The sequence below is a fragment of the Pseudomonas sp. S09G 359 genome, assembly GCF_002843605.1.
GTDB lineage: Bacteria > Pseudomonadota > Gammaproteobacteria > Pseudomonadales > Pseudomonadaceae > Aquipseudomonas.
Genome location: NZ_CP025263.1, coordinates 1,636,919 through 1,663,777, shown reverse-complemented (window position 1 = coordinate 1,663,777; position 26,859 = coordinate 1,636,919). Strand labels below are relative to the sequence as shown.

The following is a 26,859-nucleotide window of genomic DNA, read 5'->3' as shown; positions in this document are numbered from 1 at the left end:
AATCCCTCAAATGAGCCAACAGTTCCAACACGATGTCCTGGTGATCGGTAGCGGCGCGGCCGGCTTGAGCCTTGCGCTGACCCTCCCCAGCCACCTGCGTATTGCCGTACTGAGCAAAGGCGACCTGGCCAACGGCTCGACATTCTGGGCCCAGGGCGGTGTCGCCGCCGTGTTGGACGACACCGACACGGTGCAGTCCCACGTCGAAGACACCCTCAACGCCGGCGGTGGCCTGTGCAATGAAGACGCAGTGCGCTTCACCGTCGAACATAGCCGCGAGGCGATCCAATGGCTGATCGACCAGGGCGTGCCCTTCACCCGCGACGACCATGCGGGCAGTGATGACGGCGGCTTCGAGTTTCACCTCACGCGCGAAGGCGGCCACAGCCACCGCCGCATCATCCACGCCGCCGATGCCACCGGCGCCGCCATCTTCAAGACCTTGCTCGAGCAGGCCCGCCAACGCCCCAATATCGAACTGCTGGAGCAACGCGTCGCCGTCGACCTGATCACCGAAAAACGCCTGGGGCTGCCCGGCGAACGCTGCCTGGGCGCGTATGTGCTCAACCGTGGCAGCGGCGAAGTCGACACCTACGGCGCGCGCTTCACCATTCTGGCGTCCGGCGGCGCAGCCAAGGTCTACCTGTATACCAGCAACCCCGACGGCGCCTGTGGCGACGGCATCGCGATGGCCTGGCGTTCGGGCTGCCGGGTGGCCAACCTGGAATTCAACCAGTTCCACCCCACGTGCCTGTATCACCCCCAGGCCAAGAGTTTCCTGGTCACCGAGGCCCTGCGCGGCGAAGGTGCCCACCTGAAACTGCCTAACGGCGAACGCTTCATGCAGCGCTTCGACCCGCGCGCCGAGCTGGCCCCACGGGATATCGTCGCCCGCGCCATCGACCACGAAATGAAGCGTTTGGGCATCGACTGCGTTTACTTGGATATCAGCCACAAGCCCGAAGCCTTCATCAAAAGCCACTTCCCGACCGTCTACGAACGCTGCCTGGCCTTCAACATCGACATCACCAAAGGCCCCATCCCCGTAGTGCCGGCCGCGCACTACACCTGCGGCGGCGTGATGGTCGACCAGCACGGGCGTACCGATGTACCCGGCCTGTATGCGATTGGCGAAACCAGCTTCACCGGCCTGCACGGCGCCAACCGCATGGCCAGCAACTCGCTGCTCGAATGCTTCGTCTACGCCCGCTCGGCGGCGGCGGATATTCTCGAGCAACTGCCGCACATCCCGGTGCCAGCCGCCCTGCCCCGCTGGGACGCGAGCCAGGTAACCGATTCGGACGAAGACGTGATCATCGCCCACAACTGGGACGAGCTGCGGCGCTTCATGTGGGACTACGTGGGGATCGTGCGCACCAACAAGCGCCTGGCACGCGCGCAACACCGGGTGCGCTTGCTGCTGGATGAGATCGATGAGTTCTACAGCAACTATAAGGTCAGCCGCGACCTGATCGAATTGCGCAACCTGGCCCAGGTGGCGGAGCTGATGATCCGCTCGGCCATGGAACGCAAGGAAAGCCGAGGCCTGCATTACACCCTCGACTACCCGCAGATGCTGCCCGAGGCCCGTGACACTATTCTGGTGCCAACCACCTACGGCGGCTGAACTTGAGGCGTACCCGCAGGCGCCGATGCACATTGGCCGCCTGCGAATCCTTGGGCACACAGATCGAACGCGTCAACCATTCGCCCGGCAGCCGATAACGCAGTACCACAATCAGCGGCAATGCCAGGCTGTCGCGGCGTAATTGCACGCTGTGCCAACCCCGCGCATGACTGAACAACTGCCAGCCGTCCTCATCGCGGCGCAGGCCGCGAATCGACGAACGATGGGTCAGCAAGACATGGCGCGGCAGCACCCAGGCGGCATGCGCCAGGCTTACCAGCATTGCAAGGGAAGCAAACGGCAGATCAAGGTTCAGCAGCGCCGCCAACGCGAACAGCTGGGCAGCGAGGTACGCCGCCAGCAACAGCCGCGAGGCCTGCCAGCGGCATTCGAAGCGATTACTTGGGCTGGACACGATCCAGGATCATCCGAACCATGCGCTGCAGCTCCGGGTCTTCCGACTCGGCCCGCTCCATGAACCAGCCGAACATGTCCTGGTCTTCGCATTCCAGCAAGCGCACATAAAGGTCGCGATCCACCTGATTGAGGGTGGCGTAAACCTCTTTGACGAACGGTACCAACAACACGTCCAGCTCAAGCATGCCACGACGGCTGTGCCAATAGAGGCGATTGAGTTCTACATTTTCGACCATGGAGCGCTCCTCAAATAGCGCGCAAGTATACAGGCCCGGCGGCACCGGAACAGTCGGCTTTGGTCGACCCATACTGAAACTATCCATTTACCGGGCGCCCCTCTATGATGCACCCATGACTTTTTGACCTGCGATGACCCATGGCCGACTCTGCTTTCTTCTGCCCCCTGTCCCACGAAGGCGTTCTCGCCGTCCGCGGCGCCGACGCTGCCAAATTCCTGCAGGGCCAACTGACCTGCAACCTCAATTACCTGAGTGATACCCAGGCCAGCCTCGGCGCGCGCTGCACACAGAAAGGCCGCATGCAGTCGAGCTTTCGCATCCTGTTGCAAGGTGACGGCGTACTGCTGGCCATGGCCACCGAGCTGCTCGAACCGCAGCTGGCCGACCTGAAGAAATACGCGGTGTTTTCCAAGTCCAAACTCACCGACGAAAGCGCTGCCTGGGTGCGTTTCGGCGTGATCAATGGCGACCAGGCCCTCAGCGGCCTTGGCCTTGAGCTGCCGGCCGAGACGGATAGCGTCGCGCGTCATGAGCAATTAGTTGCCATTCGTGTCTCGCCGAGCCGCGCCGAACTCTGGGCGCCTGCCGAGCAAGGCGAAAACCTGCGCAGCCAACTGGCCGCGCACCTGCAAGAAACCGATCTGAATCAATGGCTGCTGGGGCAGATTCGCGCCGGCATTGGCCAGGTCATGCCGCAGACCCGCGAGCTGTTCATCCCGCAGATGCTCAACCTGCAAGCCGTGGGCGGCGTAAGCTTCAAGAAAGGCTGCTACACCGGCCAGGAAATCGTCGCGCGCATGCAGTACCTGGGCAAACTCAAGCGGCGTTTGTACCGTTTGAGCCTCAACTCGGCTGAAATGCCCGAGCCAGGAACCCCGCTGTTTTCCCCCAGCCACAACAGCTCGATCGGCGAAGTGGTGATTGCAGCAAAAGCTGACCAAACCGTTGAACTTCTGGCTGTATTACAAGCCGAAGCAGCCGATAGTGGCGATGTGCACATCGGCACGCTGGAAGGCCCCGGTCTGCAACTGCTTGACCTGCCATACACCCTCGACCGCGATCGAGAGATCCAGCGTTAGTCGCCGTACCCTTTTGCAACACCCTAGAGATCATGAATGAACAAGCTGGCGGAAAAAGTCCAACAGGCTTTGATTAAGGCCATCGACAACGATGACCTGGTTCTGCCGACATTGCCGGAAGTGGCCCTGAAAATTCGTCAGGCCGCGGAAAACCCGGATATCAGCATCAGCCATTTGAGCAAAGTGATCGGTCGCGATACCGCGCTGTCGGCGCGCCTGATCAAAGTTGTGAACAGCCCGTTGTTGCGCGCCACCCAGGAAGTTACCGACCTGCACACCGCCATCACGCGGCTGGGCACCAACTACAGCAGCAACCTGGCCATTGGCCTGGTGATGGAACAGATTTTCCACGCCCGTTCCGACGCCGTCGAACAGAAAATGCGTGACGTGTGGCGTCGCAGCCTGGAAGTGGCCGGCGTCAGTTACGCCTTGTGCCGCAGCCATAGCCAACTCAAGCCGGACCAGGCGGCCCTCGGCGGCCTGGTGCACCAGATTGGCGTGCTGCCGATCCTGACCTACGCCGAAGACCACTACGAGCTGCTCTCAGACCCGGTCAGCCTCGACCACGTGATCGACAGCATCCACCCTTTGCTGGGCACCAAGCTGCTCAGCGGCTGGGACTTCCCGGAAATGCTGGCGAAATTGCCTGGGCAATACCTGGACCTGGAGCGCGACTCGGCCAGCCTGGACTACATCGATCTGGTGCAGATTGCCGTGCTGTACTGCCATCACGGCACCGACCACCCGCTGGCAAAAGTGGACGTTACCAGCGTACCGGCGATGAAAAAGCTGCGGGTCGACCCCTACAGCGAGAAGCTGCGCGCCGAGCTGGAAGATGCGCGCGCAATGTTCGATTGATCACCCGGCGATAAAACTCACCCGCACCTTCAGCCCCGCCTGCGCGCCATCATGCAGGCTGATCTGCGCCAGATGCGCGCGGCAGATTTCACCGACGATCGCCAACCCTAGCCCTGAACCCATGCCTTGCTGGCTGCGCCGGTAGAAGCGCTCGAACACCCTATCCCGCTCATCCAGCGGGATGCCCGGGCCATCATCTTCGACTTCCAGCACCGCCGGCGCCGTCACCCGCAGAATCACATTGCCGCCCGGCGGCGTATGCGCCAGGGCGTTGTCCACAAGGTTGCTCAACAACTCGTTGAGCAACGTCGGCTCACCGCGCAGCCACACCGGCTCATCGGCCTCCAGTGCCAGCGCCACACCGCGTGCATGCGCCAGCGGCGCCATGGCCATGCCCAACTCACGGGCCAGCTGGCTGAGGTCGAGCAACTGGGCGCCGCCTTCGGCAATCGCCCGGGCACCGTTTTCGATACGGGCCAGGGACAACAATTGATTGGCCAAGTGTGTCAGGCGGTCGGTGCCTTGGGCGGCGGTTTCCAGGGTGCTGCGCCAGGTGGCCGGGTCCTCTGCGCGCAAGCCCAGTTCCAGGCGCGCCTTGAGTGCCGCCAGCGGCGTGCGCAACTCATGGGCGGCGTCGGCAATGAACTGCGCCTGGCGCTCGAACTGGCCGCGCAGCCGTTCGGTAAAGTGGTTGAGGGAACGCACCAGTGGGCCGAATTCATGCTGCACTTCCACCAACGGCAAGGGCCGCAAGTCGTCGGGCTGGCGCTCTTCCACCGCCGTGCGCAGGCGCTCCAACGGGCGTAACGCCGCACTGACGGCAAACCACACCAGCAACAACGCGCCGATCGCCAGCATGCCCAGGCGCAGCAAGGTGTCGGCCATCAGGCTACGGGCCATGCTCACCCGCGCTTCATCGGTTTCCGCCACGCGAATTTCCGCCATGCCGTTCATGTTCGGTTCGGAAACAGCCTTGAGCAGGCTCACCACCCGCACGGGCTGGCCCTGGTAAACAGCATCATAAAAGCGCGCCAGCGCCGGGTAGTCATCGGTGCGCGGCGTACCGGGAGGCGGCCCGGGAAGGTTTTCGTAACCAGAGATCAGTTTCTGGTCAATGTCGTTGACCTGGTAATAAATGCGCCCGGCGCTGTCGTAAGCGAAAGTGTCCAGGGCCACGTACGGCACGTTGGCACTGAGGGTGCCGTCCACCTGGGTCAAACCGGCGGCGATCGTGCGCGCCGAGGCCAGCAGCGTGCGGTCGTAGGCTGTATCGGCCGCCTCGCGGCCATTCCAATAAGCGCTCATGCCGCTGGCAAGCATGAGTAATACCAGCAACACCGCCAGGTTCCACAGCAGGCGCCAGCGCAGGCTGCTGGGCTTATGCATCGCGGGCTTCCAACAGGTAGCCGAGGCCACGGAAGGTCACGATAGCGATGGGTTGGCCGTCAAGCTTCTTGCGCAGGCGGTGCACGTAGATTTCGATGGCATCCGGGCTGGCTTCCTCATCCAGGCCGAACACCTGGGACGCCAGTTGCTCCTTGCTCATCACCCGCCCCGGACGTGCAATCAGCGCTTCGAGTACCGCCTGCTCACGGGAGGTCAATGTCATCAGCTCGCCGCCCACGGTGAAACGGCGAGTGTCGAGGTCATACACCAACACACCGCAGGCCTGCTGGCGCTCGCCGCCCAACACACTGCGGCGTAGCAGGGCCTTGACCCGCGCCTCCAGCTCCGTCAGCTCAAAGGGCTTGGCCAGGTAGTCGTCGGCGCCCAGGTTCAGGCCGTGCACGCGGTCTTTCACGTCGCTGCGCGCGGTCAGCATCAACACCGGCAGATTTTTCCCACGGGCCCGCAGCCGCGCCAGTACCTCGAAACCGTCCATGCGCGGCAGCCCCACATCAAGGATCGCCGCCGCGTATTCCTCACTGCTCAAGGCCAGGTCCGCGGCGACGCCATCGTGCAACACGTCGACGGTCAAACCCGTGCTCTTGAGCGCCTGGGCGACACTTTCGGCGAGTTGCAGATGGTCTTCAACCAGGAGGACACGCATGGATTTCTACCTCATTCAGGGGTGGTCGACGCCACACTTTGGCGGGCAGTTTACAGGCGCCGCTTGCCCTGTGAAGCCCGAAAACATTGAAAGGCAACTGAAAGGTTAGTGAAAGCTTCGCCCTTTAGCATCCGGCTACGGTGGTCTATGCCCACCGAGCTACCCGATCCGTAGCGCCCGAAAAACGCCTCGATGCGTTTTCGCCAAAATAAGAACAATAACGGAGTGCACAACGATGCTGTCGACACAGCCCCAGGCTTGCCCGCCTGTTCGTTTTTCCCGCCTTGCCCACACCACCCTAGCCAGTGCCGCTGCCCTTGCCGGCTTTTCGCCGCTCAGCCAGGCTGCCTTCTTCGAAGACAGTAGCGCGACCCTGGAAACCCGCAACATGTACTTCAACCGCGACTTTCGCGACGGCACCAGCGCGCAACAATCCAAGCGGGACGAATGGGCCCAGGGCTTCATGCTCAACCTGCAATCGGGCTACACCGACGGCACCGTCGGTTTTGGCGTGGATGCGCTGGGCATGCTCGGCGTCAAGCTCGACTCCAGCCCAGACCGCACCGGCACTGGCCTGCTGCCCACCCATGACGACGGCCGCGCCGCCGACGAGTACTCCAAGCTGGGCCTGACCGGCAAAGTAAAAATCTCCGCCACGGAGCTTAAGATCGGTGCATTGATCCCCGAACTGCCCACCCTCAAGCCGAATGACGGACGCATTCTGCCGCAAACTTTCGAAGGCGGTTTGTTGAGTTCCAAGGAGTTCAAGAACCTGGTGTTTACCGGCGGCCGCCTGAACAAGGCCAAGGACCGCGACGACACCAATTACGAAGACATCGGCCTCAACAACCGCAACAGCCGCTTCGTCGCGGGCGCCACTGGCAAGCATTTCGACTTCGGCGGCGTGGACTACAAGTTCGCTGACAAAATCACCGGCAGCTATCACTTTGCCCAACTCGATGATGTGTACCGCCAACACTTCCTCGGCCTGGTCGCCTCGCGCCCGATGGGCCCCGGCACCTTCGGCGCCGACCTGCGGCTGGCCATCAGCGATGACACCGGCAGCGCCCGTGGCGGCGACATCGACAACAAATCGCTCAACGGCCTGTTCAGCTATGCCCTCAATGGCCATAAGCTCAGCGCCGGTTACCAGCACATGTCCGGCGACAGCGCCTTTCCCTACGTGGATGGCAGCGACCCGTACCTGATCAACTTCGTACAGATCAACGACTTCGCCGGCGCCGAAGAACGCTCCTGGCAGGCGCGCTACGACTACGACTTCGCCAAACTGGGGATTCCCGGCCTGAGTTTCATGAGCCGCTACATGTCAGGTGACAACATCAAGCTTAGAAACGGCGAGACCGGCAAGGAGTGGGAACGCAACACGGAGATCCGCTACGTCGTACAAAGCGGCACGTTCAAGGATGTAGGCCTGCGCCTGCGTAACGCCACCTACCGCTCCAACTATTCAGCCCGTGATGCAGATGAAGTGCGCGTGCTGGTGAGCTACAGCATTGCCCTTTGGTAACACCTAATAACAACAAACACGGAGATAACCATGACCTATTCACTGCGTAAATTGGCCCTCGCCGCCGGCTGCATGCTGTTCGCCGGCCAACTGCTGGCCGCCGACGAGCCCAAGCGCCCGGAATGCATCGCCCCGGCCTCCCCCGGCGGTGGTTTTGACCTGACCTGCAAACTGGCGCAAAGCGCGCTGGTCAACGAAAAGCTGCTGAGCAAGCCCATGCGCGTGACCTACATGCCCGGCGGCGTCGGCGCGGTGGCCTACAACGCGGTGGTCGCCCAGCGTCCAGCCGACGCCGGCACGCTGGTGGCCTGGTCCAGCGGTTCACTGCTGAACCTGGCCCAAGGCAAGTTCGGTCGCTTCGATGAAAGCGCCGTGCGTTGGCTGGCGGCTGTCGGCACCAGCTACGGGGCTATCGCAGTGAAAGCCGATTCGCCCTACAAAACCCTCGACGATCTGGTCAAAGCCTTGAAGAGAGATCCAGGCAGCGTGGTCATCGGTTCCGGCGGCACCGTCGGCAGCCAGGACTGGATGCAAACCGCACTGATCGCCAAGGCCGCCGGGATCAACCCGCGCGAGCTGCGTTACGTAGCCCTCGAAGGCGGCGGCGAAATCGCCACCGCCCTGCTCGGCGGCCACATCCAGGTGGGCAGCACCGACATCTCCGACTCCATGCCGCACATCCTCAGCGGTGACATGCGCCTGCTGGCAGTGTTCTCCGAGCAGCGCCTGGACGAGCCGGAAATGAAGAATATTCCGACCGCCAAAGAGCAAGGCTACGACATCGTCTGGCCGGTAGTGCGTGGCTTCTACCTCGGGCCAAAAGTCAGCGATGCCGACTACGCCTGGTGGAAAGAGGCTTTCGACAAACTGCTTGCCTCCGACGAGTTCGCCAAGCTGCGTGACCAGCGCGAGCTGTTCCCGTTCGCCATGACCGGCCCGGAGCTGGACACCTACGTGAAGAAACAGGTGGCTGACTACAAAGTGCTGGCCAAAGAGTTTGGCCTGATCCAGTAATCGCCCCTCTTCTTGCTCGGCCACGCCTTGCTTACCGCGGGCGTGGCCCAGGAGTTCCGCATGCTCTTACAACGCGTTTTCGCCGCCGTGCTGCTGCTGGCCTGCGCCGGCCTGGCACTGATGGCCTGGCCTTACCAGGCATCATTTTCCTACGAGCCCGTGGGCCCTCGGGCTTACCCGCTGCTGATGCTCGGGCTGATGAGCCTGGCACTGATCTACATGCTGTTTCGCCCACAACCGACCAAGCACACCGAAGAAGAACCCGCACTGGACCGCGAAACCCTGATCAAGATCGGCATCTGTGTCGGCCTGTTGATCGTGTTCGCCGGCACCTTCGAACCGCTGGGTTTCATCCTCAGCAGCATGCTGATCGGCATCCCCATGGCGCGCCTGTATGGCGGCCGCTGGGTGCCCAGCGTGGTGATCGTCAGCCTGATGGCCATCGGTCTTTATCTGCTGTTCGATAAAGCCATGGATGTTCCGCTGCCCCTCGGCCTGCTCGACGTTCTGGAGAACTGATATGGATACTTTCGGCTATTTGGGCCAGGGCTTCGGCGTTGCGCTGTCCCCTTACAACCTGGTGACCGCGCTCTGCGGCACTCTGATCGGCACCGTGGTCGGCCTGTTGCCGGGCCTGGGCCCGATCAACGGCGTGGCGCTGTTGATCCCCATCGCATTCGCCCTCGGCCTGCCGCCGGAGTCTGCGTTGATCCTGCTGGCAGCCGTCTACCTGGGCTGCGAATACGGCGGCCGTATCAGCTCGATCCTGCTGAACATCCCCGGCGAAGCCTCCACCGTGATGACCACCCTCGACGGCTACCCAATGGCCCGCAAAGGCCTGGCCGGTGTGGCGTTATCGCTGTCGGCGTGGAGTTCGTTCATCGGCGCGTTTATCGCCACCTGCGGCATGGTGCTGTTTGCGCCGCTGCTGGCCAAATGGGCGATTGCCTTCGGCCCGGCGGAATATTTCGTACTGATGGTGTTCGCGATCGTCTGTCTCGGCGGCATGGCCGGTGACAAACCGTTGAAAACCTTTGTGGCGGCCCTGATCGGCCTGTTCCTTTCGGCGGTGGGCATCGACGCCAACAGCGGCGTGTACCGGTTTACCGGCGACAACATCCACCTCACCGACGGCATCCAGTTTGTGGTGTTGGTGCTGGGCCTGTTCTCCATCAGCGAGATCCTCCTGCTGCTGGAAAAAACCCACCGTGGCCAGGAAGCGGTCAAAGCCACCGGGCGGATGATGTTCAACCTGAAGGAAGCTTCTGCGGTATTCGTAGTGAATATCCGCTGCGGCCTGCTCGGTTTCATCATGGGCGTGTTGCCCGGTGCCGGTGCAACCTTGGCGTCGGCCGTGGCCTACATGACCGAGAAACGCCTGGCCGGTGCCAGCGGTAAATTCGGCCAGGGCGACATGCGCGGCCTGGCCGCGCCGGAAACCGCGATCGGTGCATCCGCCTGCGGCGCCCTGGTACCGATGCTGACCCTCGGCGTACCCGGTTCGGGCACCACGGCGGTGATGATCGGCGCACTGTCGCTGTACAACATCACCCCTGGCCCGCTGTTGTTCCAGCAGCAGCCGGACATTGTCTGGGGCCTGATCGCCTCGTTGTTTATCGCCAACATCATGCTGGTGATCCTTAACATCCCGATGATCCGCATCTTCACACGCATCCTCGCCGTGCCGAACTGGGCGCTGGTGCCGGTGATCGCCATCATCACCGCGATTGGTGTGTACGCGGTTCACGCCACCACCTTCGACCTGTTCCTGATGGTCGGTATCGGTATCTTCGGCTACATCCTGCGCAAGCTGGACTTCCCGCTGTCGCCGGTGCTGCTGGGCTTTATCCTCGGCGGCTTGATGGAACAGAACCTGCGTCGTGCGCTGTCGATTTCCAACGGCGCGCTGGACATCCTCTGGTCGAGCCCGATCACCTTTGGTGTATGGGTGCTGACCGCCTTGATGCTGATGTTCCCGCTGGTGCGCATCTACCGTAAACGGGCCCTGCAGCGTCGTGCCGTGGCCGATGTCTGAGGTCACCTTTAAACATTGGTGGGGAACACCGCTGGTCGGCCTGGCCGGCGGTTACCTGGCCAGCCTCGTCGGCTGGCCATTGCCGTACATGGTCGGCTCGTTGCTGGCGATTATCCTGGTGCGCTGCCTCACGCCGTGGCAATTGGCGGAGATTCCCGGCGGGCGCAAATGCGGCCAATGGGTGGTGGGTATCGGCATCGGCCTGCACTTCACCCCGGTGGTGATCGAGCAGGTAATGAGCCACTTCGGCTTGATCTTTTTCGGTGCGCTGATCACTAGCCTTTCGAGCATTGTCGGCGTGTGGTTGATGCGCCGCAGCGGCGAAGACCGCGCCACCGCGTTTTTCTCCAGCATGCCGGGCGGGTCCGGGGAGATGGTCAATCTCGGCGCACGCAATGGCGCCGTGCTTAGCCGTGTTGCGGCAGGCCAGAGTCTACGTGTGCTGGTGGTGGTGCTGTGTGTGCCCGCGATCTTCAAGTATTTGCTCGAAGGCGGCACACCGCAGTTTCATCCGGCGCCGGTGAGTTGGGTGTGGCTGGCGCTGCTGTTTCCCCTTGGCGCGCTGGTGGCCTGGGGCTGGCAGCGTTTACGGCAGCCGAACCCATGGCTGTTCGGGCCGTTGTTGGTAAGTGCCACCGCCAGCGTGGTGTGGGACCTGCACATCGGCCTGCCCGATGGCGGCAGCCAGATCGGCCAATGGCTGATTGGCAGCGGCTTGGGTTGCCACTTCAACCGTCAGTTCTTTCGCCGCGCACCGTCGTTCATGGGCCGCACCTTGGTGGGCACGGCGCTGACCATGGCCTTGGCGACATTGGCGGCGGTGGGGTTAAGCGCCTTGACCCAGCTGGACCTACGCTCGCTGACCCTAGGCATGATGCCCGGCGGGATTGCCGAGATGAGCCTCACGGCCGAAACCCTGCAACTGTCGGTGCCGTTGGTGACGGCGATGCAGGTGATGCGCTTGTTGTTTGTACTGTTTCTGGCGGAACCGATGTTTCGGTATTGGAACCGCCAACCGTAGTTTACCTAACCGGAGTGGCCCACCCTGGGCCACTACCGTCTGTCGGCACTGTCAATTCTCACAGCTAGTCCCTTTCCTGCCCGAAGCGTTCAATCGGTAGTGCGGCACTCATCCGCTCTCACCCCGAACTCAACCGCAACAGGCAAACAGGAATACGCTCATGGCTCACTCACCCGATCTCCCAGACGACAGCCCCACCGCTCAAGCTCCTGCGTGGCGCCCTTCAGGCTTCACCCTGCCGCAACCGGACGGGCAGTCATTGACGCCTCAAGCCTTCGAGAATGTGCCCTTTGCTGATCTGCCGCTGTACATCCCTAACCTCAGCAACCCGATCGTCGGGTTTGACGGCGGTTTGAACCGGGCGGCGTTAGTGGTCAGCCCCCTCGGGGTGTTGTGCATCCTGCCAGCGTATCTGGGCCAGGCAGAGAACGATTTTATCGAGTTATTTCTCGACGGTAATCGCGTCGACTTCCACACCGTCGACAAGGAGGAAGCCGACAACGGCAGGCCAATCAACCTGTATGTAGAAAGCTCGCGGTTTGTCCGAGAGGCGGGCAACCCATTGCAAGCCGTGGTCACTCGATTCAGCGGCGGCTCCGACCAAACCCTGCTGTTCAATATCTATGTCGATGTCGAAATTCCAGGCGGGCGCAATCCGGTAGACAGCTCCTCGGAAAACGAAAACCTGCCCAAGCCGGTATTTCCTCAGGACATCATCGACTTTGGCGTCGACGAAGAGGCGGCCCGCAATGGCGTGCCGGTGATCATCGGCTACTACCCCCGCAACCCTGTGCTGCCCGCGGTCCATGCCCGAAAGGCCTACGACCTGATTCGCCTAAGCATTGGCGGGGTCATCCTCGAACACCGCGTAACCGAACTGGAGGCCGCCGGCCAAGCCCCCATCACCCTCACGATCTTGGCCGATACCTGGGCCGAAGTGGGCAGCGGCGTGCATGTCTGCGAGTGGAACGTGATCGACGAGGTGGGCAATTGGTCCGATGGCTACTCGCCCGCCCAGTTGCTGGAGGTACGGCTCGATGATGGTGCCGAACCGCTGCTGCCGACGGCCTATATTCTTGAATCCGTGGAGCGCCCAGGCAACAGCGACCTGCTTGATGTCGACGCCCTCAACGGTGACGACGCCACCATCGGCGTGGATGTGACCCGCCTGGGCTATGTACTGGGCGATATCATCCGCGCCAGGATCGTTGGGCGCACGGTCGACGGTGTAACCATCAGCTACGTGTATGACCACCCCATCGACTCGACCACCCGCCCACAGAACATCCCCTGGCCGAATGCCGATATCTTGCCGCTGATCGGTGGGCGTATTCTGCTGACCTATCAACGGATTCGAAGCGGCGAGCTGCCACGCAATTCCGAGGGCAACCGGGCAGAGTTAATCGGCACCCCGGTAGAGGCTGAGCTGGAGGCACCGCAAGTGCCAACTGCCCCAGGCAATGAACTGCCCGCAACCACCAACCCGGTGCCCGTGGTGGTCAAGACCTATACCGGCCAAAATGAAAATGACCTGGTGACTCTGATTCTGGAAGGCGCCTACGCCAATGGTCGCCCCTACTATAAGGAGCAAGATCAGCGCGCCGGCACCAACGACCAGGATGTGATCATCGAGGTGCTCAATGGCCCCAACGGTGATATCCGCCAACTGGAAGGTGGCTGGCTGCGGCTGTATTACAAAATCAACAATGCTCAGGAACGGCCGCCTTCTCGCTCGCGGACCCTGCAGGTTGTCGGGCAAGTGGCCAGCCTGCCAGCGCCGGTAAGCGAACAAGTCGTGCCACCGGATTATGTCTTCGATCCGGATATTGAAACAGGCAACTTAAGCATCAGGGTCCTGTCCAACCCCGCGTTTACGGAGGGCAGTACGGTGTACCTGCACTTCGAGGGCAGCGCCGCCGGGGGCAGTGCACCGCCCATCGAGTTTCCGATCGATAACAACTGGGTCGGAAGAAACCTGCCCTTCACCATCCCTCGTGCCTTTGTCATCGCCAACCTCAACGGCTCAGCGCGTACGTACTACAGGCTGGAAAAGACCGGAGAAGCACCCCGGACCTCCGACGAGCTGGTGTTCCGGGTAGGCCCGGCCCTGAGCCTGCCAGTACCCGAAGTGCTGGAAGGAACGCCGATCAATCCTACAGAGACCCGCCTCAACCCCTTGCGTGTACTGCCGCCGAACCCGGAAGTGGTGACCGTTCGCGTACGCTATGTGCCGATGCTGCCAGCGGACGACATCAAGGTGCGAATCGTCGGCAAACCAGGAGTTGGCGCGCCGGATATTCCCGCGCAGCCGGCGATCCCCTTGCCTGGTAATGACTTTGTGGACATCACGGTGCCCAATGCCTTTGTCGGTGCCTACCTTGGGCAAGAGTGTTCCGTGTACTACGACGTTATTCGCGCCGGCAAGGACGAACCGTCCGATACGCTGACCCTGCGAGTAGAGGCGTTGGCGGCACAGGAATGGGATTTGGTCAGTATTCCAGAGGCCATTGGAGGGGAGATTGATACCAGCAAAGCTAACACGGTGAGTATTAACGGCTGGCCGTTTATGCAGGCTGGTCAGCTGTTGTATATTTCCCTGCGATCCCCAGCAGGTCTGTTCCCGCTCCTTAACAGAGCAGTGACGAGCGCAGAGGCCGTGGCCAAGCGTGTGAGTGTGCCGATCCCGGCAGAGTATCTGGGTACATTGACCCCTGGCAGCCTTGTACAAGTGGAAGCATCTGTATCTCTGGATGGCAGCGGCAATTTGGATACTGCACAGCCCTTTACAGTTCCAATTTATCGAGTAAGTGTGCACTTTGAAGATTTAACAACATTCGAAAAGAACTCCCGGAATGGTTGGGTAGTTGGCCCAGCTGCAAGACCCGGAGACGTGTATGTTAGCACCGCTGACTATGGAGGAAGATGGCTGGTAAACACCACTACCGGATCGGAAAATATAGGGATAGTCCTGCAAAAAACGTTTACCGCGCTCATACCAGGGAAGTCTTATACTTTCAGTATTGACGCCGGAAACACCCGCGTAACTGTTCCCTTCAACCCTATATTATCTCTTAGCACCGACACTGGTGATATGAGCACACCGACGGAGCTGATTACTGCTGGCCCTTACAAGCTGTCGCTGGATTTTACAGCCTATTCGTCCACAACACAGGTAAGAATAAACAGCCATGTCCGCTCAGGCAATGGGAATGATTACTATGTTGACAATTTGAAAGTAACTTCACGGTAGCCCGACGCTGGTAACTGAGACACATCTATTAAATTTTATGTTGTCTTAAATCCACAAAAATGCCCCGTATCTTTCGATACGGGGCATTTACCTAAATACAGAAACCCTGGGATTCAATTCAGCGCTACTGCACAACATCCCACCCAAACCAACCCTTAAAAATCGTAACGCACCCCCACGTTAACCCCCCATGGCTGGTCAATATTACGGCCCTTACTGTGCTCAACATCAGCATGCAGTTTCCAGCTCTCGGACACCGACATTGCCACACCCGCACCCACCTCAACCCGCGTGCCCGACAGGTCATTGTTGAACTTGTTGTCGTTCACAAACACGTGGTTACTCTGGTTGAACTCATGGGCAACCGCGGTGCGCAGATACGGTTGCAGGATGCTGCCGCTGTCGAGTTGAATGTTGCGCCCGGCCGTCACACCGGCCTTGCCCACCACTGAGGCGGTGCGATCGCCCTTGGCCTGCAGGCCGTTGTCCAGCTCATAACTTTGGCTTTGAATGATGACCGCCGCCAACTGCCCGTAAGGCTCAACGAAAAAGCCATCGTCCAAGGTGATATGGCGACCGAATTCACCCGAGGCACCCACCGCATTCTGATCAAAATTGCCCTTGGCTTTCCTGCCATCACTCATGGCGACGTTCGACTCGCTGTGCAAGCGGTTAAGCTTGAGCACACCATCAAAGTAGAAACCGCTCTCGGCATCCAGCCAGGAGGCATAACCGCCCACATAGTAGCTCTTGATCGTTGCGCTGCTACCACGCGTCAAGTCCAGGTCCGAGGTGCTGTGACCGGCCATAAAACCCGCCAGCCACTGGCCATCGCCACCGGCAACAGGTGCGTCGGCACCCAGGGTAAAGCCGCTCTGGGTCTGGTTGTATTCCACGCCCGTGTTGTTGTTGGACACTTCATACTTGTTGCCATAGGCACGGGTCCATAACCCCGATGACTTGCCATCACTGAGGCGCAACTCGCCCATACGCGTACGCAGGTTGCTCATTTCACCATACAGCACGCTCGGCGCGGCGTTGGCCAACGCCAATACGGACCCGGTGCTCGGGCTGATGACCTTGGTGCTCGGATCCAGCAGCCAATCCTGATTGCTGTTTTCGCTGATCAGGCTGTAGGAATAGGTGCCCACATCCACACGGTCGCCCAGCAGGCTGAAGGTCGCGCCGCCGTCTGCGGTATGCACCACGTGCAAGCGATCATCAGACAACGGGTCGGCTCCGCTGCTGGCGATCAGCAATTTATGCGCGCCGGAAGAAGTCCCGGTTACGTTCAGGAAGTCGCCGGTCATCGTCGAGAAATCCGCCGTCATCATGAAGGTGCCGTTACCCGACAGGTTCTCTACATCCAACTGGTAAAACACACCGGGGTCACCGAACTTGATGTAGCCATTATTCATCGACAGATCGCCCACCTGTTGGTTATCAACCATGACCCAAGTGGCATTGCTGTTGATCGACAGCGTGTTGACGTTTTCCAGGCGCCCGGTCAACACCGAGCCATTGTTCAGCCCGACACTGGCGTTACCACCGGAATTGATCACGTCGCCGCGCATCGATGCGCCGTCCAGACTCAGGTCCAGCTCGCTATCCAGACCGACCTGAATATTGCCGACCAACGCACTGTTGTTGACGCGCATGTTGGCGTCGCCGCCGTTGATCAGCTCCAGCATATTGCCGTTGCCACCGACCAGGGTGGAGCCGTTGTTCACATCGATTTCAGCGGTAATCAGCCGGTCAACCAGGATCGCCGCGCCGCTGCCGCCCTCTACATGCGAGCCTTCCAGTACCAGCGTCGGGGAAATGCCCGTGGCCACGCTATCACGCACCATCCTCACGCCGTTGGTGGCACCGTTGATGGTGCTGTTGACGGCTGTCGCGTTGCCGCCCACCAAACGCAGGCCTTCCTCGCTGTCGCCGATCACCGTAGAGCTATTGAGTATCAAATTACTGTAAGCCGAGACCGCCGCACCATAGGTGGCGCCCTGGATCAGGCTGCTGTTGACGACGGCCAGGGAACCGCTGGTGTCTAGCGGGCTGCGGGCCACGTCCAGAGCCCCCCGGGTGGTGCTGGTGACGGAAGAGTTGGAAATCGTCGCGTTACTTCCGATCAACGAAATAGCCGGGTTAATGAGTTCAGTCGATCTGACGTGAGCGCTATCCATATTCAGCGTAGAACCAATGGCGCGGATGTCACGCGCATTAGCACCGTCCACCAAGTTCAGTGTACCGCCATTTATCAAGGCATAATTAGTGACCACTGTAGTGCGGTCCGCCGTTACAACCGGGCGGCCAGTCTCGCCGGTGCCATCGACAATGGTCAGTGCGAATGCAGGATCAACCAGCAGACAAAACGGCGCGACCGCCAGCAACTTGATACAGGAGGTTAACTTGGAGTAGTGAAAGCCTGGTGCGGGGATGAGTGTCATGTACTACCTCTACTGAGAGAAATATCCAGTTAGAACCCGGAACCTGTATCGAATAGGCTGCCGTTTCCTACGAGGGCAAAGACTAGAGAGCACAATGGAATTTTTATGTAGGACTAATCCTCAGTGCTCGGGTAAAAAGTCCCCTATTTGAAGGGGACTTTTGGACTACTCCGATCGGAAAATTCCGCGCAATGGGTTAAACCAGCGAACCGCCCAAAGTAATGGGGACACAGTGCCCCACGGAGGAGCCGCTACGCACACTCCAGATTACATGGACTGGGTCGGAAGTACCTCGCATCGGTATCGGCGAGGGGCGAAAAAGGGTCCAAGTCACCTCGACCCATCCCACGTTCTTAGTTAAATCAATAGCGTCCCCATAAAAATAAGGCAGCATAAAGTTATGGGTAAAACCGTTGGCCACTTCTTCCGGTCCAATCGGGATAGGATCGGTGTTCACTTCACTGTCGATCACAGCGGGTGGAGTTGGACTAGGATTAGGACCGGTATAGGCATAGTTCACCGCGGTGATAGTCACGAGGTCGCCTTCCTTGAGTAAAAGCGGGTCGAACACTCTGATGGGCACTCCCAACCACGGTGTCTCCGGGCAATCGATCCGCCCAAAGATGTTCAGACGGGCAAATTCCGGATCGCTCAACTTACCCAAGGCAAAGGCCTCTACCCGAACAGTCTGCGGCTGCGATTGTTTATAGTTAACCGCATTACTCACTCGGTACCAGCAGGGGATATCACCATTACCGTAGGCTTCTACCTCGTCGACAGGAATCATCAGGTCCACCACAGTGGTGTCGCTATCAGTCGACTGCACCGTATAGGTGGCCACAAGAGTGCCCGTACCTGTACCGTAATACAGATCGATGACTTCATCAGTGGCATGACCAGCATACATTAGAAAAGTGGCATGAATTTCGCCAGCCAGGTCGAGCGCAACCAAGCTGTTCGGCACTGCCGAATCGCCAATCACTTCCGGCAGCACCAGGGTGATATCAATGGGACCAGGGCCGACGATAGGCCCCCCCGGCACGGTCAAATCGACGTTCACAGTGGTAGGGGGGGAAGGATAGCTTTCGATACCACGCTCCACAGCAAGCAAGACCGTCCCGGGGTAGAACTCTCCGCCAGCTGCGATATCCTCGTATTGCGGGAAGAGGTTCATGGGCATCGTCGGCGAGGTACCCAGGCGCTGATGGTAGAAGCGTCTCCCCGCCCAAGTGGCGGCCAAGAAATCGTCGGGCAAATGGTTGGTGATACTATCTACTCTCACCACTACACCGTCACGTGCCTCTTGCCTATCCACTGTCGGCCCCTGCACAACCACTGGTGCGCTAACTGCGGGCGCGGGGTTAAAAGTCACCGGAAGGTTGCGCCCTATCGAGAGATCGGTATCGTTACCCGCCCGGTCGATGTACTGATATCTCAGCAGGAAAGAGCCCTCGCCAAAACCTAGGATCTCAGCAGTGGTGTACGTAACAAGAGTCGGCCCAGGGACCAATGCCGCCCCTTCCTTGCCATCAGAGTCATTTACACCATAAAAAACCTTGTACCTATCACCACCCCTTGCATCAGAGGGCCGTGGCAAGGTGAAGGTCACCCCGCCGTTTGCTGCCAAGTACTCCGGTGTCACACCGTTGGAAGGCAAATCGACAGGCAGCAAAAGTGCGCTGGGGGTGAACTCGTTGTTCGGGTCGTGGGTGTCGACAAATATAGAAGTCGGGTCCGAAAAGGCCTGATCAATCGCCCCATGGAGCCTCACTGAATACTTGAAGATCTTCCTACCGTGGACTCTGAGGCTAGGCGTATTCACCGTAATGTCCTGGCTACCAACAACAGGGCCAGGAACGCTTGTTAAAGAGACGGGGATATCATCAATATACATAATCAACTCATCAGATTCCCCCAGAAACGGGGTCGCATTTGGCCAGAGTGGAATCGTGACCGGCAGCCCGTTTATCTGCTGATCAGCGCTCACCAGATTGTTTTGATCAGGATCAGCTGCATCATCGGGTAGTGTATGAATGATGGGAGGTAAAGCCGGTGCTGGCTGGACTTGCGTGGCACCAGCGGCTTTTTGCGTGTCGGCTGGGCGGCCTTTCGGCTGACGTGAGTACTTTGTCATGACCATAAACTCCTTGCAGTGGCGACGAGCTCCAGGACAGGCATGACGTCCCAGAACAGTGATTAACGATTAACCTCCACTCGCCAGTGCTGGGGGACCACTACTCGGCTGTCTAACAATGACGACAGGTTCATTTAACAAGCTTTCGCCCGATGGCGTAACTGTGAAACTTGACAGGTTGCAAAATACAAAAAATGCGCGTCAGTACTATTGGTTCACAGGCAGGTAAGGCGGTAAAGATGCCCGCCCCCCGCAGCGGAAGGGCATTGCGCCCTTCCGCCGTTTGCTGGGCTGCACCCGCGTTTCAGTCATCCGCAACGCACGGCGGTAAATTGGGCCGAATCAGCGAGATAGCGACCAACACCCTTTCGGAATCACCCATCCCCCCGCCTGCCGGCTTGACTACCTGGTATTGCACTACCCCAGAACCGTTGCGCGGATCGGTTTGCCCAGCAGGCGGCGTAACCAGCCCCGGCAACCTTATGTAGGGGGTAAATGGCACCCGGAATACATAGCCGTTCTCAGCCTCACTCTGCGTGAGGGTATGGCTCAACGTCAGCTCCGTACCCACAATAAGGCCGCTGTCGGCACCGTTGGTATTTCGATAACTGGCCCAGAACATCCGCACTTCATCGCCCCCGTCCAGGCGGCTGCGATCTCCGGGAATCCTGACCCTGACCCCGCCGTCCCAAGGCCGCAAATCGCAGTTGATAAAACCTGACCCTGGCCCGGGCCCGTAATGCACATCAGGAAATTCAGGCGGCAGCAAGCCGATGATCTTCACAATATTGACCGTCACCCGCGTCTCTATCGAGCGCTGGCGATTGACCCCGTTAAACGTCCAGTAGAAGGTGGGCACAGGGCTGCCCGGCGTTGACTCGATCAGCGCCCAGGGCACAAAAAACTCGATTTCGTCACCCGCGCGATCCCCGGGTTGTACGGTATAGGTGTCGGCAAGCACACCCGGGTCGCCCCACCTCAACTCCAACACTTGATCGACCACAGGGTTGTTGTAAAGCGGCAGTACCACACGGGCGGGCTGGTTCTGATCATCGATGGTCAGAAGGTTATCGCCGTTCACACCCTTGACCGTAACCTGATCCAGCAAACGGTTGATCGGGTTCGGGTTAGCCGGGCTCACGGGGCCGGCGACGGTCAGGTCCACAGGTACAAAACGCGGGTCTGAATCAATCGCCGGGCTCGAGCCCCGCTGCCAGGTGTAGTAAGCCCTGATCACAGCCGGAATGAATTCGGCGCCACCACGGGCCAGGGTTAGATAGTCGATGTTGACGCGGATTGGCCAGGTTTGCCCTGTCGTGAGGGTGATCGAGGCAAGTGGGATCAGGTTCCAGAACGGCTGCAGCACGTCACCGTCGGCCCAGCCGACCATTTCCAATATATTCATATAGACGCCACCTGGCGCGCGGGCGTCTTCGAGGTCGATCCGGCCGTTCACCAACTGCGGCATGTCTACAGGCGGCAGAATTGATGGTGTGGGGGTGAGATCAATCAGCAAGTTCGCAGTGATCGACCGTGGGCCCTCGTTACCGCCGCGGTCGGTCAAGTAATAGTGGGCATCGTAATTGCCGTTTGGATGGGCGCGCAGTGCAGCGCCTTCGAAGACCAACTCGATCGGCGCGCCAGCCTTATGTGATGCATCGATGGTGAGCGTGGCGACCTTATTCACCAAACGATTGCGCAGCAGTCGTCTATCGCGAAACGGCAGCAACAACAAGTAACCGTCAACACGGTCCTCGAGACGAATATCGGGCCAGGGCTGGACCTCGGCCACCACCCTGTCTCCGTGGCTGGCCAGGTATGCGTCAGTCACTCCGTCGCGCACTATTTCTGCAGGAAAAATCAGCGGCGTACCGCGCTGGCCCTGATTCGGAGCCTCTTTATCGAGATTGATCAGAATCGGAGCGGACGGCTCGACAGTGCTCCCCAGCACCAATTCGACCTCATAGCGCAGCAGGTGCAAACCGGGCACGCTGAGTTTGATCTGGGGTATATAGCCTGTGACCGGCAAGTCTGAAGCACCATAAGGTGCGGTGATCATCTGGGTATCGGAGGGGGTCAATTCGTTATCCCAGTAAAAGTATACGTAGGTGGTCTCCCCCGGGAACAGGCCGCCGACACCGCCCCACAACACCGTCACGTCGACCGGTAAATCTGCCGCCTGGGCCGAGCGCGGGATGGTGTACGCTGACTCGTCACTCAGCAGCGGCAACGCATAAGGTGGCGGTACCTCAGGCGGAGCCAGAGCCCTCAGGTTAGTTTGGCCAGCACCTTCTGCGGGCGTGGCCGATGGTCTTTTGTTGAACATTTCCACTCTCCTTAACAAGCGATCATTGCCGGCCGTGGACCACCGAAGGGTGCTCACCCACGTGACGAGGCCAGGCAACTAGTTAAGGGGTAAAAACGCCCGATGGATACTGTCAGAATTAACAGGTAGGGCTGTACTGCATGCGCTGCCAGCGAGGGATGGCGGAGGATAAAAGCCCGCCCCGGCAGTGTGTTCAGGCGGCCGAGGCGGTTTTGCACCACAGGGAAAATGTCAGACCGACGGTAGCGCCCAATTAATCGGCGTCTCGCCACTTTGCTGCAAAAACTTGTTGGTACGGCTGAAATGCCCGCAACCCAGGAACCCGCGATACGCCGACAACGGCGAAGGATGCACCGACGTCAGCACCAGGTGCTTGGTGGCATCAATCAGCTTCTGCTTGCCCTGCGCATGGGCGCCCCACAGCAAAAACACCAGGTGCGGCTGATGCTCGCTGACCACTTCGATAATCCGATCGGTAAAGAACTGCCAGCCCTTGCCAGCGTGGGCATTGGCGTTGGCGCGTTCCACGGTCATCGTGGTGTTGAGCATCAGCACGCCCTGGTCGGCCCAGCTTTGCAGGTAGCCGTGGTTGGGGATGTCGATGTTCAAGTCGCGCTTGAGCTCTTTATAGATATTGACCAGCGACGGCGGCGCCGGCACGCCCGGTTGTACCGAGAAGCACAGGCCATGGGCCTGGCCGGGGCCGTGGTAGGGGTCCTGGCCGAGGATCACCACCTTGACCTTGTCCAACGGCGTTGAATTGAGCGCATTGAAAATCAGCGGGCCAGGCGGGTAGATCTCCTTGCCGGCGGCATGCTCCTGGCGCAGGAACTCGCGCAATTGGGTCATGTAGGGCTGCTCGAACTCATCCCGCAGGGCGTGTTTCCAGCTGGGTTCGAGTTTGATACGGTCGCCTTCGGTCATAGTTGAACTGTCTTGTAGAAATGAATGAGGCGAACCCTAGGAAAGCCCACCCCGCTTGTCAATTGATCTAACACAGCATCGGCACTTTCCTATGAACCGATCATACTGATCCTTCACTTTCTCGATTGAGGTCATGATGAACCTGCACTTCGAAGAGCTGACCGGCAGCGACGGTGCCCGCATCGGCATCGCCAGCCTGGACGCTGAAAAGTCCCTCAATGCCCTCTCCTTACCGATGATCCTGGCCCTGGGCGAGCGCCTGGACGCCTGGGCCAAAGACCCCAACATCGTCTGCGTGCTGCTGCGTGGCAACGGGCCCAAGGCGTTTTGCGCCGGTGGCGAGGTGCGCAGCCTGGCCATGGCCTGCCGCGAACAACCCGGTGTGGTGCCCGCCCTGGCCGCAGAGTTTTTTGCCGCGGAATATCGCCTCGACTATCGCCTGCACACCTACCCCAAACCACTGATCTGCTGGGGCCATGGCTATGTGCTGGGTGGCGGCATGGGCCTGCTGCAAAGCGCAGCGGTGCGTATCGTCACGCCGAGCAGCCGGTTGGCCATGCCCGAAATCAGCATCGGCCTGTACCCGGATGTGGGCGCCAGTTGGTTCCTGTCGCGCCTGCCGGGCAAGCTGGGGTTGTTCCTCGGCCTCACCGGCGCCCACATCAACGGGCGGGATGCGTTGGACCTGGGCCTGGCCGATCGTTTCCTGCGTGACGATCAACAGGACGAACTGCTCGATGGCCTGCTGCAGTTGAACTGGCAGGAACAAACCCCGATGCAACTCAACAGCCTGCTCAAGGCGCTGGCCCAGGAAGCCGTCGACCAGCAACCCGAAGCCCAATGGCTACCACGCCGTGCGCAGATCGACGCGTGGCTGGACGTGGCGGATGCACGCAGTGCCTGGCGCGCCTTGAGCCCCTTGCGCGACCACGCCGACCCGCTGTTGAGCCGCGCCGGCAAGACCCTGAGCGAAGGCTGCCCGCTGACCGCGCACCTGGTGTGGGAACAGCTCCAGCGCGCGCGCCACTTGTCCCTGGCCCAGGTGTTTCAGATGGAATACACCCTGAGCCTCAATTGCTGCCGGCATCCGGAGTTCAGCGAAGGGGTGCGTGCGCGGTTGATCGACAAGGACCAGACACCCCACTGGCATTGGCCGGACATCAATACGGTGCCGGAGGCGGTGGTGCAGGCGCACTTCCACAAGGCCTGGGAGGGCCGCCATCCATTGGCGGATTTATCTGATTACTAATTAGTTTTCGCCCACAAAAAACGGCGCTTCCTGCGCCGTTTGCATTCAAGGCATGTTACCGGTGACCACCGCGGCCGCCGCCATGGTCTCCACCACGACCATGCCCGCCATTGCGTCCACCTCCATGGTCACCCCAACCTTGGTTCGGGTAGGGCCGGTAACCCGCCCTTGGCCCCGAAGGGTAGTAGCGCGGAGCCGGCTGGTAGTACCTCGGCGCCGAGTAGTAGCGCGGTGCGGGGGCGTAATAGCGCGGAGCCGGTGCGTAATAACGTGGCGCCGAGTAGTACGTGCCCCCGCCGTAGTAGTACGCCGGCGCCGGCGCGGTGTAGACCTCGGATCGATAGTAGCTCTGGCCTCCATCGTAGTAGGGCACACAGGCAGAAAGGGTTAGACCGAGTAAAGCGCTGAGCAGCAGTCGTCGATACATGGCGGCCTCCTGGACCGCGGAAGAGCACCTCCAGCGACGCGGGAGGGCGGCACCCAGCTTGCGCCGGATGACACAGTATCGGACATCAAAAAGCGCATCTGGTGCGTTTTGGTAACAACTTGATACATCAACGTAGCCGCGCTGATACGCCCTTGCGGGTTGCACGCTGGCATAGCATTTCACTATCGAGTTACTTTATCGATTCAGTAAATTTATCTGGCTCGGAACCTTGGCGATTGCGATGATGTCACTATGACATCGCACAAAGCCAGGGAGGCTCTAGCGTACGTCCCCCGCTAATATCGCCGGATTCGAGCCATGAAAATTTCAACCAAGCTGCTGCTTTCATTTTTACTCTGCGCGCTGGTCACCCTCGGGGTTGGCCTGCTGGGCATCAAAAGCGTCGTGCGGCTTTCCAGCGCATTGGAACTCACCTTCTCCAACAACCTGGTTTCGGTCAGCAACACCGCCGCCACCCTCAATGGCCTGGTCGCCCACAACCGTGGTCTGTACCGCTTGCTGGATGCCAGCAAGGGTGACGTCTCGGCCCAGGACCGCGACCGCGTAAGCCAAGACATCGCCAACGAACTCAAACGCAGCCAGAGCGCCTACGCCACCTACCGCGCCACGCCGCTGGAAGACGACGAACGGGCAGCCGGCGACAAGCTCGACCAGATCTGGCCCAACTACATCGGCAACTCCGAACGCATCATCGCAATGATGAACGGCGGCCAACTCGAACAGGCGCGCGCGCAGCTCAACAGCACCAACAATGAGCTGTTCCGCCAGGCCCGCGAGCTGATCCGCGTGATGATCGACTCCAACAACCGCCAGATCCAGGAAGGCGCCGTCGCCGCCGACGACCTGCGCAGCAGCGCGTTGACCTGGATGATCAGCGGCATTGTGCTGGCCTTCATCATTGCCCTCATCATTGGCGTGCTGATCACCCGCCTGATCACCCGCCCCATCGCCCAAGCGGTCGAGAGTGCCCAACGCATTGCCAAGGGCGACCTGACCCAAGCCATCGTCACCGACCGCACCGACGAAGCCGGGCACTTGCTGATGGCCCTGGCCGACATGCAGGGCGGCCTGAAAAGCACCCTGGTGGAAATCGCCAATGCCGCCGACCAACTCGCCTCGGCCGCCGAAGAACTCAGCGCAGTTACCGACGAAAGCAGCCGTGGCCTGACCCGCCAGAACGACGAAATCCAACAAGCCGCGACTGCCGTCAACCAGATGACCGCGGCGGTGGATGAAGTGGCCAGCAACGCCGTATCGACCTCCGAAGCTTCACGCCAGGCCACCACCGAAGCCGAAGACGGCCGCCAGCAGGTGGAACAGGCGGTGTCCGGCATGCGTTCGATGGTCGGCGAAATCAACGACTCGACCCAATCGGTCGCCGACCTGGCCGGCCAGGTGCGCGAGATCGGCAAGGTGATCGATGTGATCCGCGGCATCGCCGACCAGACCAACCTGCTGGCCCTCAACGCCGCCATCGAGGCCGCCCGTGCAGGTGAGCAAGGCCGCGGGTTTGCAGTGGTGGCCGATGAAGTACGCGCGCTGGCCCATCGCACCCAGACGTCCACGGTCGACATCGAAAAAATGATCGGCGAAGTACAGGTCGGCGCCGATGACGCCGTGGCCGCCATGAACAAAAGCCTCACTTGGGCCAACAACACTCAGACCCTGGCGCAAAGCGCCGGCGAAGCACTGGAACGCATCACCGCCAGCGTGGCGAAGATCAACGAGCGCAACCTGGTGATTGCCTCGGCCTCCGAAGAACAGGCCCAGGTGGCCCGCGAAGTGGATCGCAACCTGCTCAACATCCAGGACCTGTCCACCCAGACCGCCGCCGGCGCGCACCAGACCAACGCTTCCAGCCAGGACCTGTCGCGCCTGGCCACGTCGTTCAACGTGCTGGTCAGCAAGTTCCAGTTGTAACCGCCTCATTGCAGTGCGCCGGCGCACCCGCTTGGCGCACATCTACTGCCCTTCCCTGCCATGCCCGGCCGTAAACCGGGCCTCTGGCCCAGTTGGCACGACTCTCGCTTTGCCTCTCCCCGTGCAGGATTCATTACAGGTTCGCGGCACCACAATTTGCAATGGCCGACTAGGGTTCCGGCTCGCGAAAAGCGAGTGGCTGGTCCGAGAGTCGGCGACCTCCAGTTGAGGTTACACGGCGGGATAAAAGCCCGGGAGACAGCCACCGTTTACGGTGCCGCGTTGCTCCTGCT

At 60.3% G+C, this 26,859-nt stretch carries 20 protein-coding genes and 1 riboswitch; of the genes, 11 read left to right on the top strand and 9 right to left on the bottom strand.

Annotated elements, in window-relative coordinates; all coding sequences use genetic code 11:
- The first annotated feature begins 10 nt into the window (after positions 1-10).
- Complete coding sequence (nadB, locus tag CXQ82_RS07510) at positions 11-1,627, top strand: L-aspartate oxidase (protein ID WP_101267571.1); 1,617 nt, start codon at positions 11-13, stop codon at positions 1,625-1,627.
- Here the strand turns inward: nadB and CXQ82_RS07505 are convergent.
- Together CXQ82_RS07505 and CXQ82_RS07500 are read right to left on the bottom strand one after the other, a co-directional pair.
- Positions 1,596-2,042: a protein YgfX gene (locus CXQ82_RS07505; RefSeq protein WP_101267569.1), complete on the bottom strand. Its 447-nt coding sequence runs from the start codon at positions 2,040-2,042 to the stop codon at positions 1,596-1,598. The two genes, nadB and CXQ82_RS07505, sit on opposite strands and share 32 nt — an antisense overlap.
- Positions 2,026-2,280, bottom strand: coding sequence for a succinate dehydrogenase assembly factor 2 (locus tag CXQ82_RS07500; RefSeq protein WP_101267568.1), 255 nt, complete (start codon positions 2,278-2,280; stop codon positions 2,026-2,028). The genes CXQ82_RS07505 and CXQ82_RS07500 overlap by 17 nt, the downstream gene beginning before the upstream one ends.
- 140 nt (positions 2,281-2,420) lie before the next feature.
- On the opposite strand from CXQ82_RS07500, the gene CXQ82_RS07495 reads away from it, so the two are divergent.
- Positions 2,421-3,362 (top strand): folate-binding protein YgfZ, encoded by a 942-nt coding sequence (locus CXQ82_RS07495; RefSeq protein WP_101267566.1) that lies wholly within the window; start codon positions 2,421-2,423, stop codon positions 3,360-3,362.
- A 36-nt stretch (positions 3,363-3,398) separates the two neighbouring features.
- Positions 3,399-4,220, top strand: coding sequence for an HDOD domain-containing protein (locus CXQ82_RS07490; RefSeq protein ID WP_101267564.1), 822 nt, complete (start codon positions 3,399-3,401; stop codon positions 4,218-4,220).
- On the opposite strand, the gene CXQ82_RS07485 is transcribed toward CXQ82_RS07490, so the two are convergent.
- Positions 4,221-5,606, bottom strand: a complete 1,386-nt coding sequence (locus CXQ82_RS07485; protein WP_101267562.1) for a sensor histidine kinase — start codon at positions 5,604-5,606, stop codon at positions 4,221-4,223.
- Complete coding sequence (locus CXQ82_RS07480; protein WP_010212220.1) at positions 5,599-6,270, bottom strand: response regulator; 672 nt, start codon at positions 6,268-6,270, stop codon at positions 5,599-5,601. Before CXQ82_RS07480 ends, CXQ82_RS07485 begins: the two co-directional genes overlap by 8 nt.
- 235 nt (positions 6,271-6,505) lie before the next feature.
- Here CXQ82_RS07480 and CXQ82_RS07475 point away from each other — a divergent pair, with 235 nt between their 5' ends.
- From CXQ82_RS07475 to CXQ82_RS07450, 6 genes are all read left to right on the top strand, one after another.
- On the top strand, positions 6,506-7,798 hold the full coding sequence (locus tag CXQ82_RS07475) for an OprD family porin (protein ID WP_101267561.1): 1,293 nt from the start codon (positions 6,506-6,508) through the stop codon (positions 7,796-7,798).
- 30 nt (positions 7,799-7,828) lie between these two features.
- A complete protein-coding gene (locus CXQ82_RS07470) occupies positions 7,829-8,812 on the top strand; it encodes a tripartite tricarboxylate transporter substrate binding protein (protein WP_101267559.1) in 984 nt (327 codons plus the stop codon).
- 60 nt (positions 8,813-8,872) lie between these two features.
- On the top strand, positions 8,873-9,331 hold the full coding sequence (locus CXQ82_RS07465; protein WP_101267557.1) for a tripartite tricarboxylate transporter TctB family protein: 459 nt from the start codon (positions 8,873-8,875) through the stop codon (positions 9,329-9,331).
- 1 nt (position 9,332) lies between these two features.
- Positions 9,333-10,847 carry a tripartite tricarboxylate transporter permease gene (locus tag CXQ82_RS07460; RefSeq protein WP_101267556.1) on the top strand — a complete coding sequence of 505 codons (1,515 nt, stop codon included), beginning with the start codon at positions 9,333-9,335 and terminating at the stop codon, positions 10,845-10,847.
- A complete protein-coding gene (locus CXQ82_RS07455) occupies positions 10,840-11,868 on the top strand; it encodes an AbrB family transcriptional regulator (RefSeq protein WP_101273733.1) in 1,029 nt (342 codons plus the stop codon). The genes CXQ82_RS07460 and CXQ82_RS07455 overlap by 8 nt, the downstream gene beginning before the upstream one ends.
- A 160-nt stretch (positions 11,869-12,028) precedes the next feature.
- Complete coding sequence (locus CXQ82_RS07450; RefSeq protein WP_157832147.1) at positions 12,029-15,118, top strand: hypothetical protein; 3,090 nt, start codon at positions 12,029-12,031, stop codon at positions 15,116-15,118.
- A gap of 155 nt (positions 15,119-15,273) precedes the next feature.
- On the opposite strand, the gene CXQ82_RS07445 is transcribed toward CXQ82_RS07450, so the two are convergent.
- From CXQ82_RS07445 to ung, 4 genes are all read right to left on the bottom strand, one after another.
- Complete coding sequence (locus CXQ82_RS07445; protein ID WP_101267552.1) at positions 15,274-17,565, bottom strand: autotransporter outer membrane beta-barrel domain-containing protein; 2,292 nt, start codon at positions 17,563-17,565, stop codon at positions 15,274-15,276.
- Between the two features lie 196 nt (positions 17,566-17,761).
- Complete coding sequence (locus CXQ82_RS07440) at positions 17,762-19,699, bottom strand: hypothetical protein (protein WP_101267551.1); 1,938 nt, start codon at positions 19,697-19,699, stop codon at positions 17,762-17,764.
- 304 nt (positions 19,700-20,003) lie between these two features.
- A complete protein-coding gene (locus CXQ82_RS07435) occupies positions 20,004-22,025 on the bottom strand; it encodes a hypothetical protein (RefSeq protein WP_101267549.1) in 2,022 nt (673 codons plus the stop codon).
- 231 nt (positions 22,026-22,256) lie between these two features.
- Positions 22,257-22,949, bottom strand: coding sequence for a uracil-DNA glycosylase (ung, locus tag CXQ82_RS07430; RefSeq protein WP_101267547.1), 693 nt, complete (start codon positions 22,947-22,949; stop codon positions 22,257-22,259).
- A gap of 136 nt (positions 22,950-23,085) precedes the next feature.
- Between ung and CXQ82_RS07425 the strand changes: the two genes are divergently transcribed.
- Entirely contained in the window at positions 23,086-24,198 is a 1,113-nt protein-coding gene (locus CXQ82_RS07425) for an enoyl-CoA hydratase/isomerase family protein (RefSeq protein ID WP_101267545.1), read from the top strand.
- A gap of 55 nt (positions 24,199-24,253) precedes the next feature.
- On the opposite strand, the gene CXQ82_RS31555 is transcribed toward CXQ82_RS07425, so the two are convergent.
- Positions 24,254-24,625, bottom strand: a complete 372-nt coding sequence (locus CXQ82_RS31555; protein WP_101267543.1) for a hypothetical protein — start codon at positions 24,623-24,625, stop codon at positions 24,254-24,256.
- A 318-nt stretch (positions 24,626-24,943) separates the two neighbouring features.
- Here CXQ82_RS31555 and CXQ82_RS07415 point away from each other — a divergent pair, with 318 nt between their 5' ends.
- Complete coding sequence (locus CXQ82_RS07415; protein WP_101267541.1) at positions 24,944-26,566, top strand: methyl-accepting chemotaxis protein; 1,623 nt, start codon at positions 24,944-24,946, stop codon at positions 26,564-26,566.
- 158 nt (positions 26,567-26,724) lie between these two features.
- Positions 26,725-26,826: riboswitch (guanidine-I (ykkC/yxkD leader) on the top strand.
- Positions 26,827-26,859: the final 33 nt, after the last annotated feature.

Excerpts from the sequence above, each read along its gene's own strand:
- nadB (WP_101267571.1), top strand. The coding sequence starts at position 11 with ATGAGCCAACAGTTCCAACACGATGTCCTGGTGATCGGTAGCGGCGCG.
- CXQ82_RS07500 (WP_101267568.1), bottom strand. The coding sequence starts at position 2,280 with ATGGTCGAAAATGTAGAACTCAATCGCCTCTATTGGCACAGCCGTCGT.
- CXQ82_RS07495 (WP_101267566.1), top strand. The coding sequence starts at position 2,421 with ATGGCCGACTCTGCTTTCTTCTGCCCCCTGTCCCACGAAGGCGTTCTC.
- CXQ82_RS07490 (WP_101267564.1), top strand. The coding sequence starts at position 3,399 with ATGAACAAGCTGGCGGAAAAAGTCCAACAGGCTTTGATTAAGGCCATC.
- CXQ82_RS07485 (WP_101267562.1), bottom strand. The coding sequence starts at position 5,606 with ATGCATAAGCCCAGCAGCCTGCGCTGGCGCCTGCTGTGGAACCTGGCG.
- CXQ82_RS07480 (WP_010212220.1), bottom strand. The coding sequence starts at position 6,270 with ATGCGTGTCCTCCTGGTTGAAGACCATCTGCAACTCGCCGAAAGTGTC.
- CXQ82_RS07475 (WP_101267561.1), top strand. The coding sequence starts at position 6,506 with ATGCTGTCGACACAGCCCCAGGCTTGCCCGCCTGTTCGTTTTTCCCGC.
- CXQ82_RS07470 (WP_101267559.1), top strand. The coding sequence starts at position 7,829 with ATGACCTATTCACTGCGTAAATTGGCCCTCGCCGCCGGCTGCATGCTG.
- CXQ82_RS07465 (WP_101267557.1), top strand. The coding sequence starts at position 8,873 with ATGCTCTTACAACGCGTTTTCGCCGCCGTGCTGCTGCTGGCCTGCGCC.
- CXQ82_RS07460 (WP_101267556.1), top strand. The coding sequence starts at position 9,333 with ATGGATACTTTCGGCTATTTGGGCCAGGGCTTCGGCGTTGCGCTGTCC.
- CXQ82_RS07455 (WP_101273733.1), top strand. The coding sequence starts at position 10,840 with ATGTCTGAGGTCACCTTTAAACATTGGTGGGGAACACCGCTGGTCGGC.
- CXQ82_RS07450 (WP_157832147.1), top strand. The coding sequence starts at position 12,029 with ATGGCTCACTCACCCGATCTCCCAGACGACAGCCCCACCGCTCAAGCT.
- CXQ82_RS07445 (WP_101267552.1), bottom strand. The coding sequence starts at position 17,565 with ATGACACTCATCCCCGCACCAGGCTTTCACTACTCCAAGTTAACCTCC.
- CXQ82_RS07440 (WP_101267551.1), bottom strand. The coding sequence starts at position 19,699 with ATGACAAAGTACTCACGTCAGCCGAAAGGCCGCCCAGCCGACACGCAA.
- CXQ82_RS07435 (WP_101267549.1), bottom strand. The coding sequence starts at position 22,025 with ATGTTCAACAAAAGACCATCGGCCACGCCCGCAGAAGGTGCTGGCCAA.
- ung (WP_101267547.1), bottom strand. The coding sequence starts at position 22,949 with ATGACCGAAGGCGACCGTATCAAACTCGAACCCAGCTGGAAACACGCC.
- CXQ82_RS07425 (WP_101267545.1), top strand. The coding sequence starts at position 23,086 with ATGAACCTGCACTTCGAAGAGCTGACCGGCAGCGACGGTGCCCGCATC.
- CXQ82_RS31555 (WP_101267543.1), bottom strand. The coding sequence starts at position 24,625 with ATGTATCGACGACTGCTGCTCAGCGCTTTACTCGGTCTAACCCTTTCT.
- CXQ82_RS07415 (WP_101267541.1), top strand. The coding sequence starts at position 24,944 with ATGAAAATTTCAACCAAGCTGCTGCTTTCATTTTTACTCTGCGCGCTG.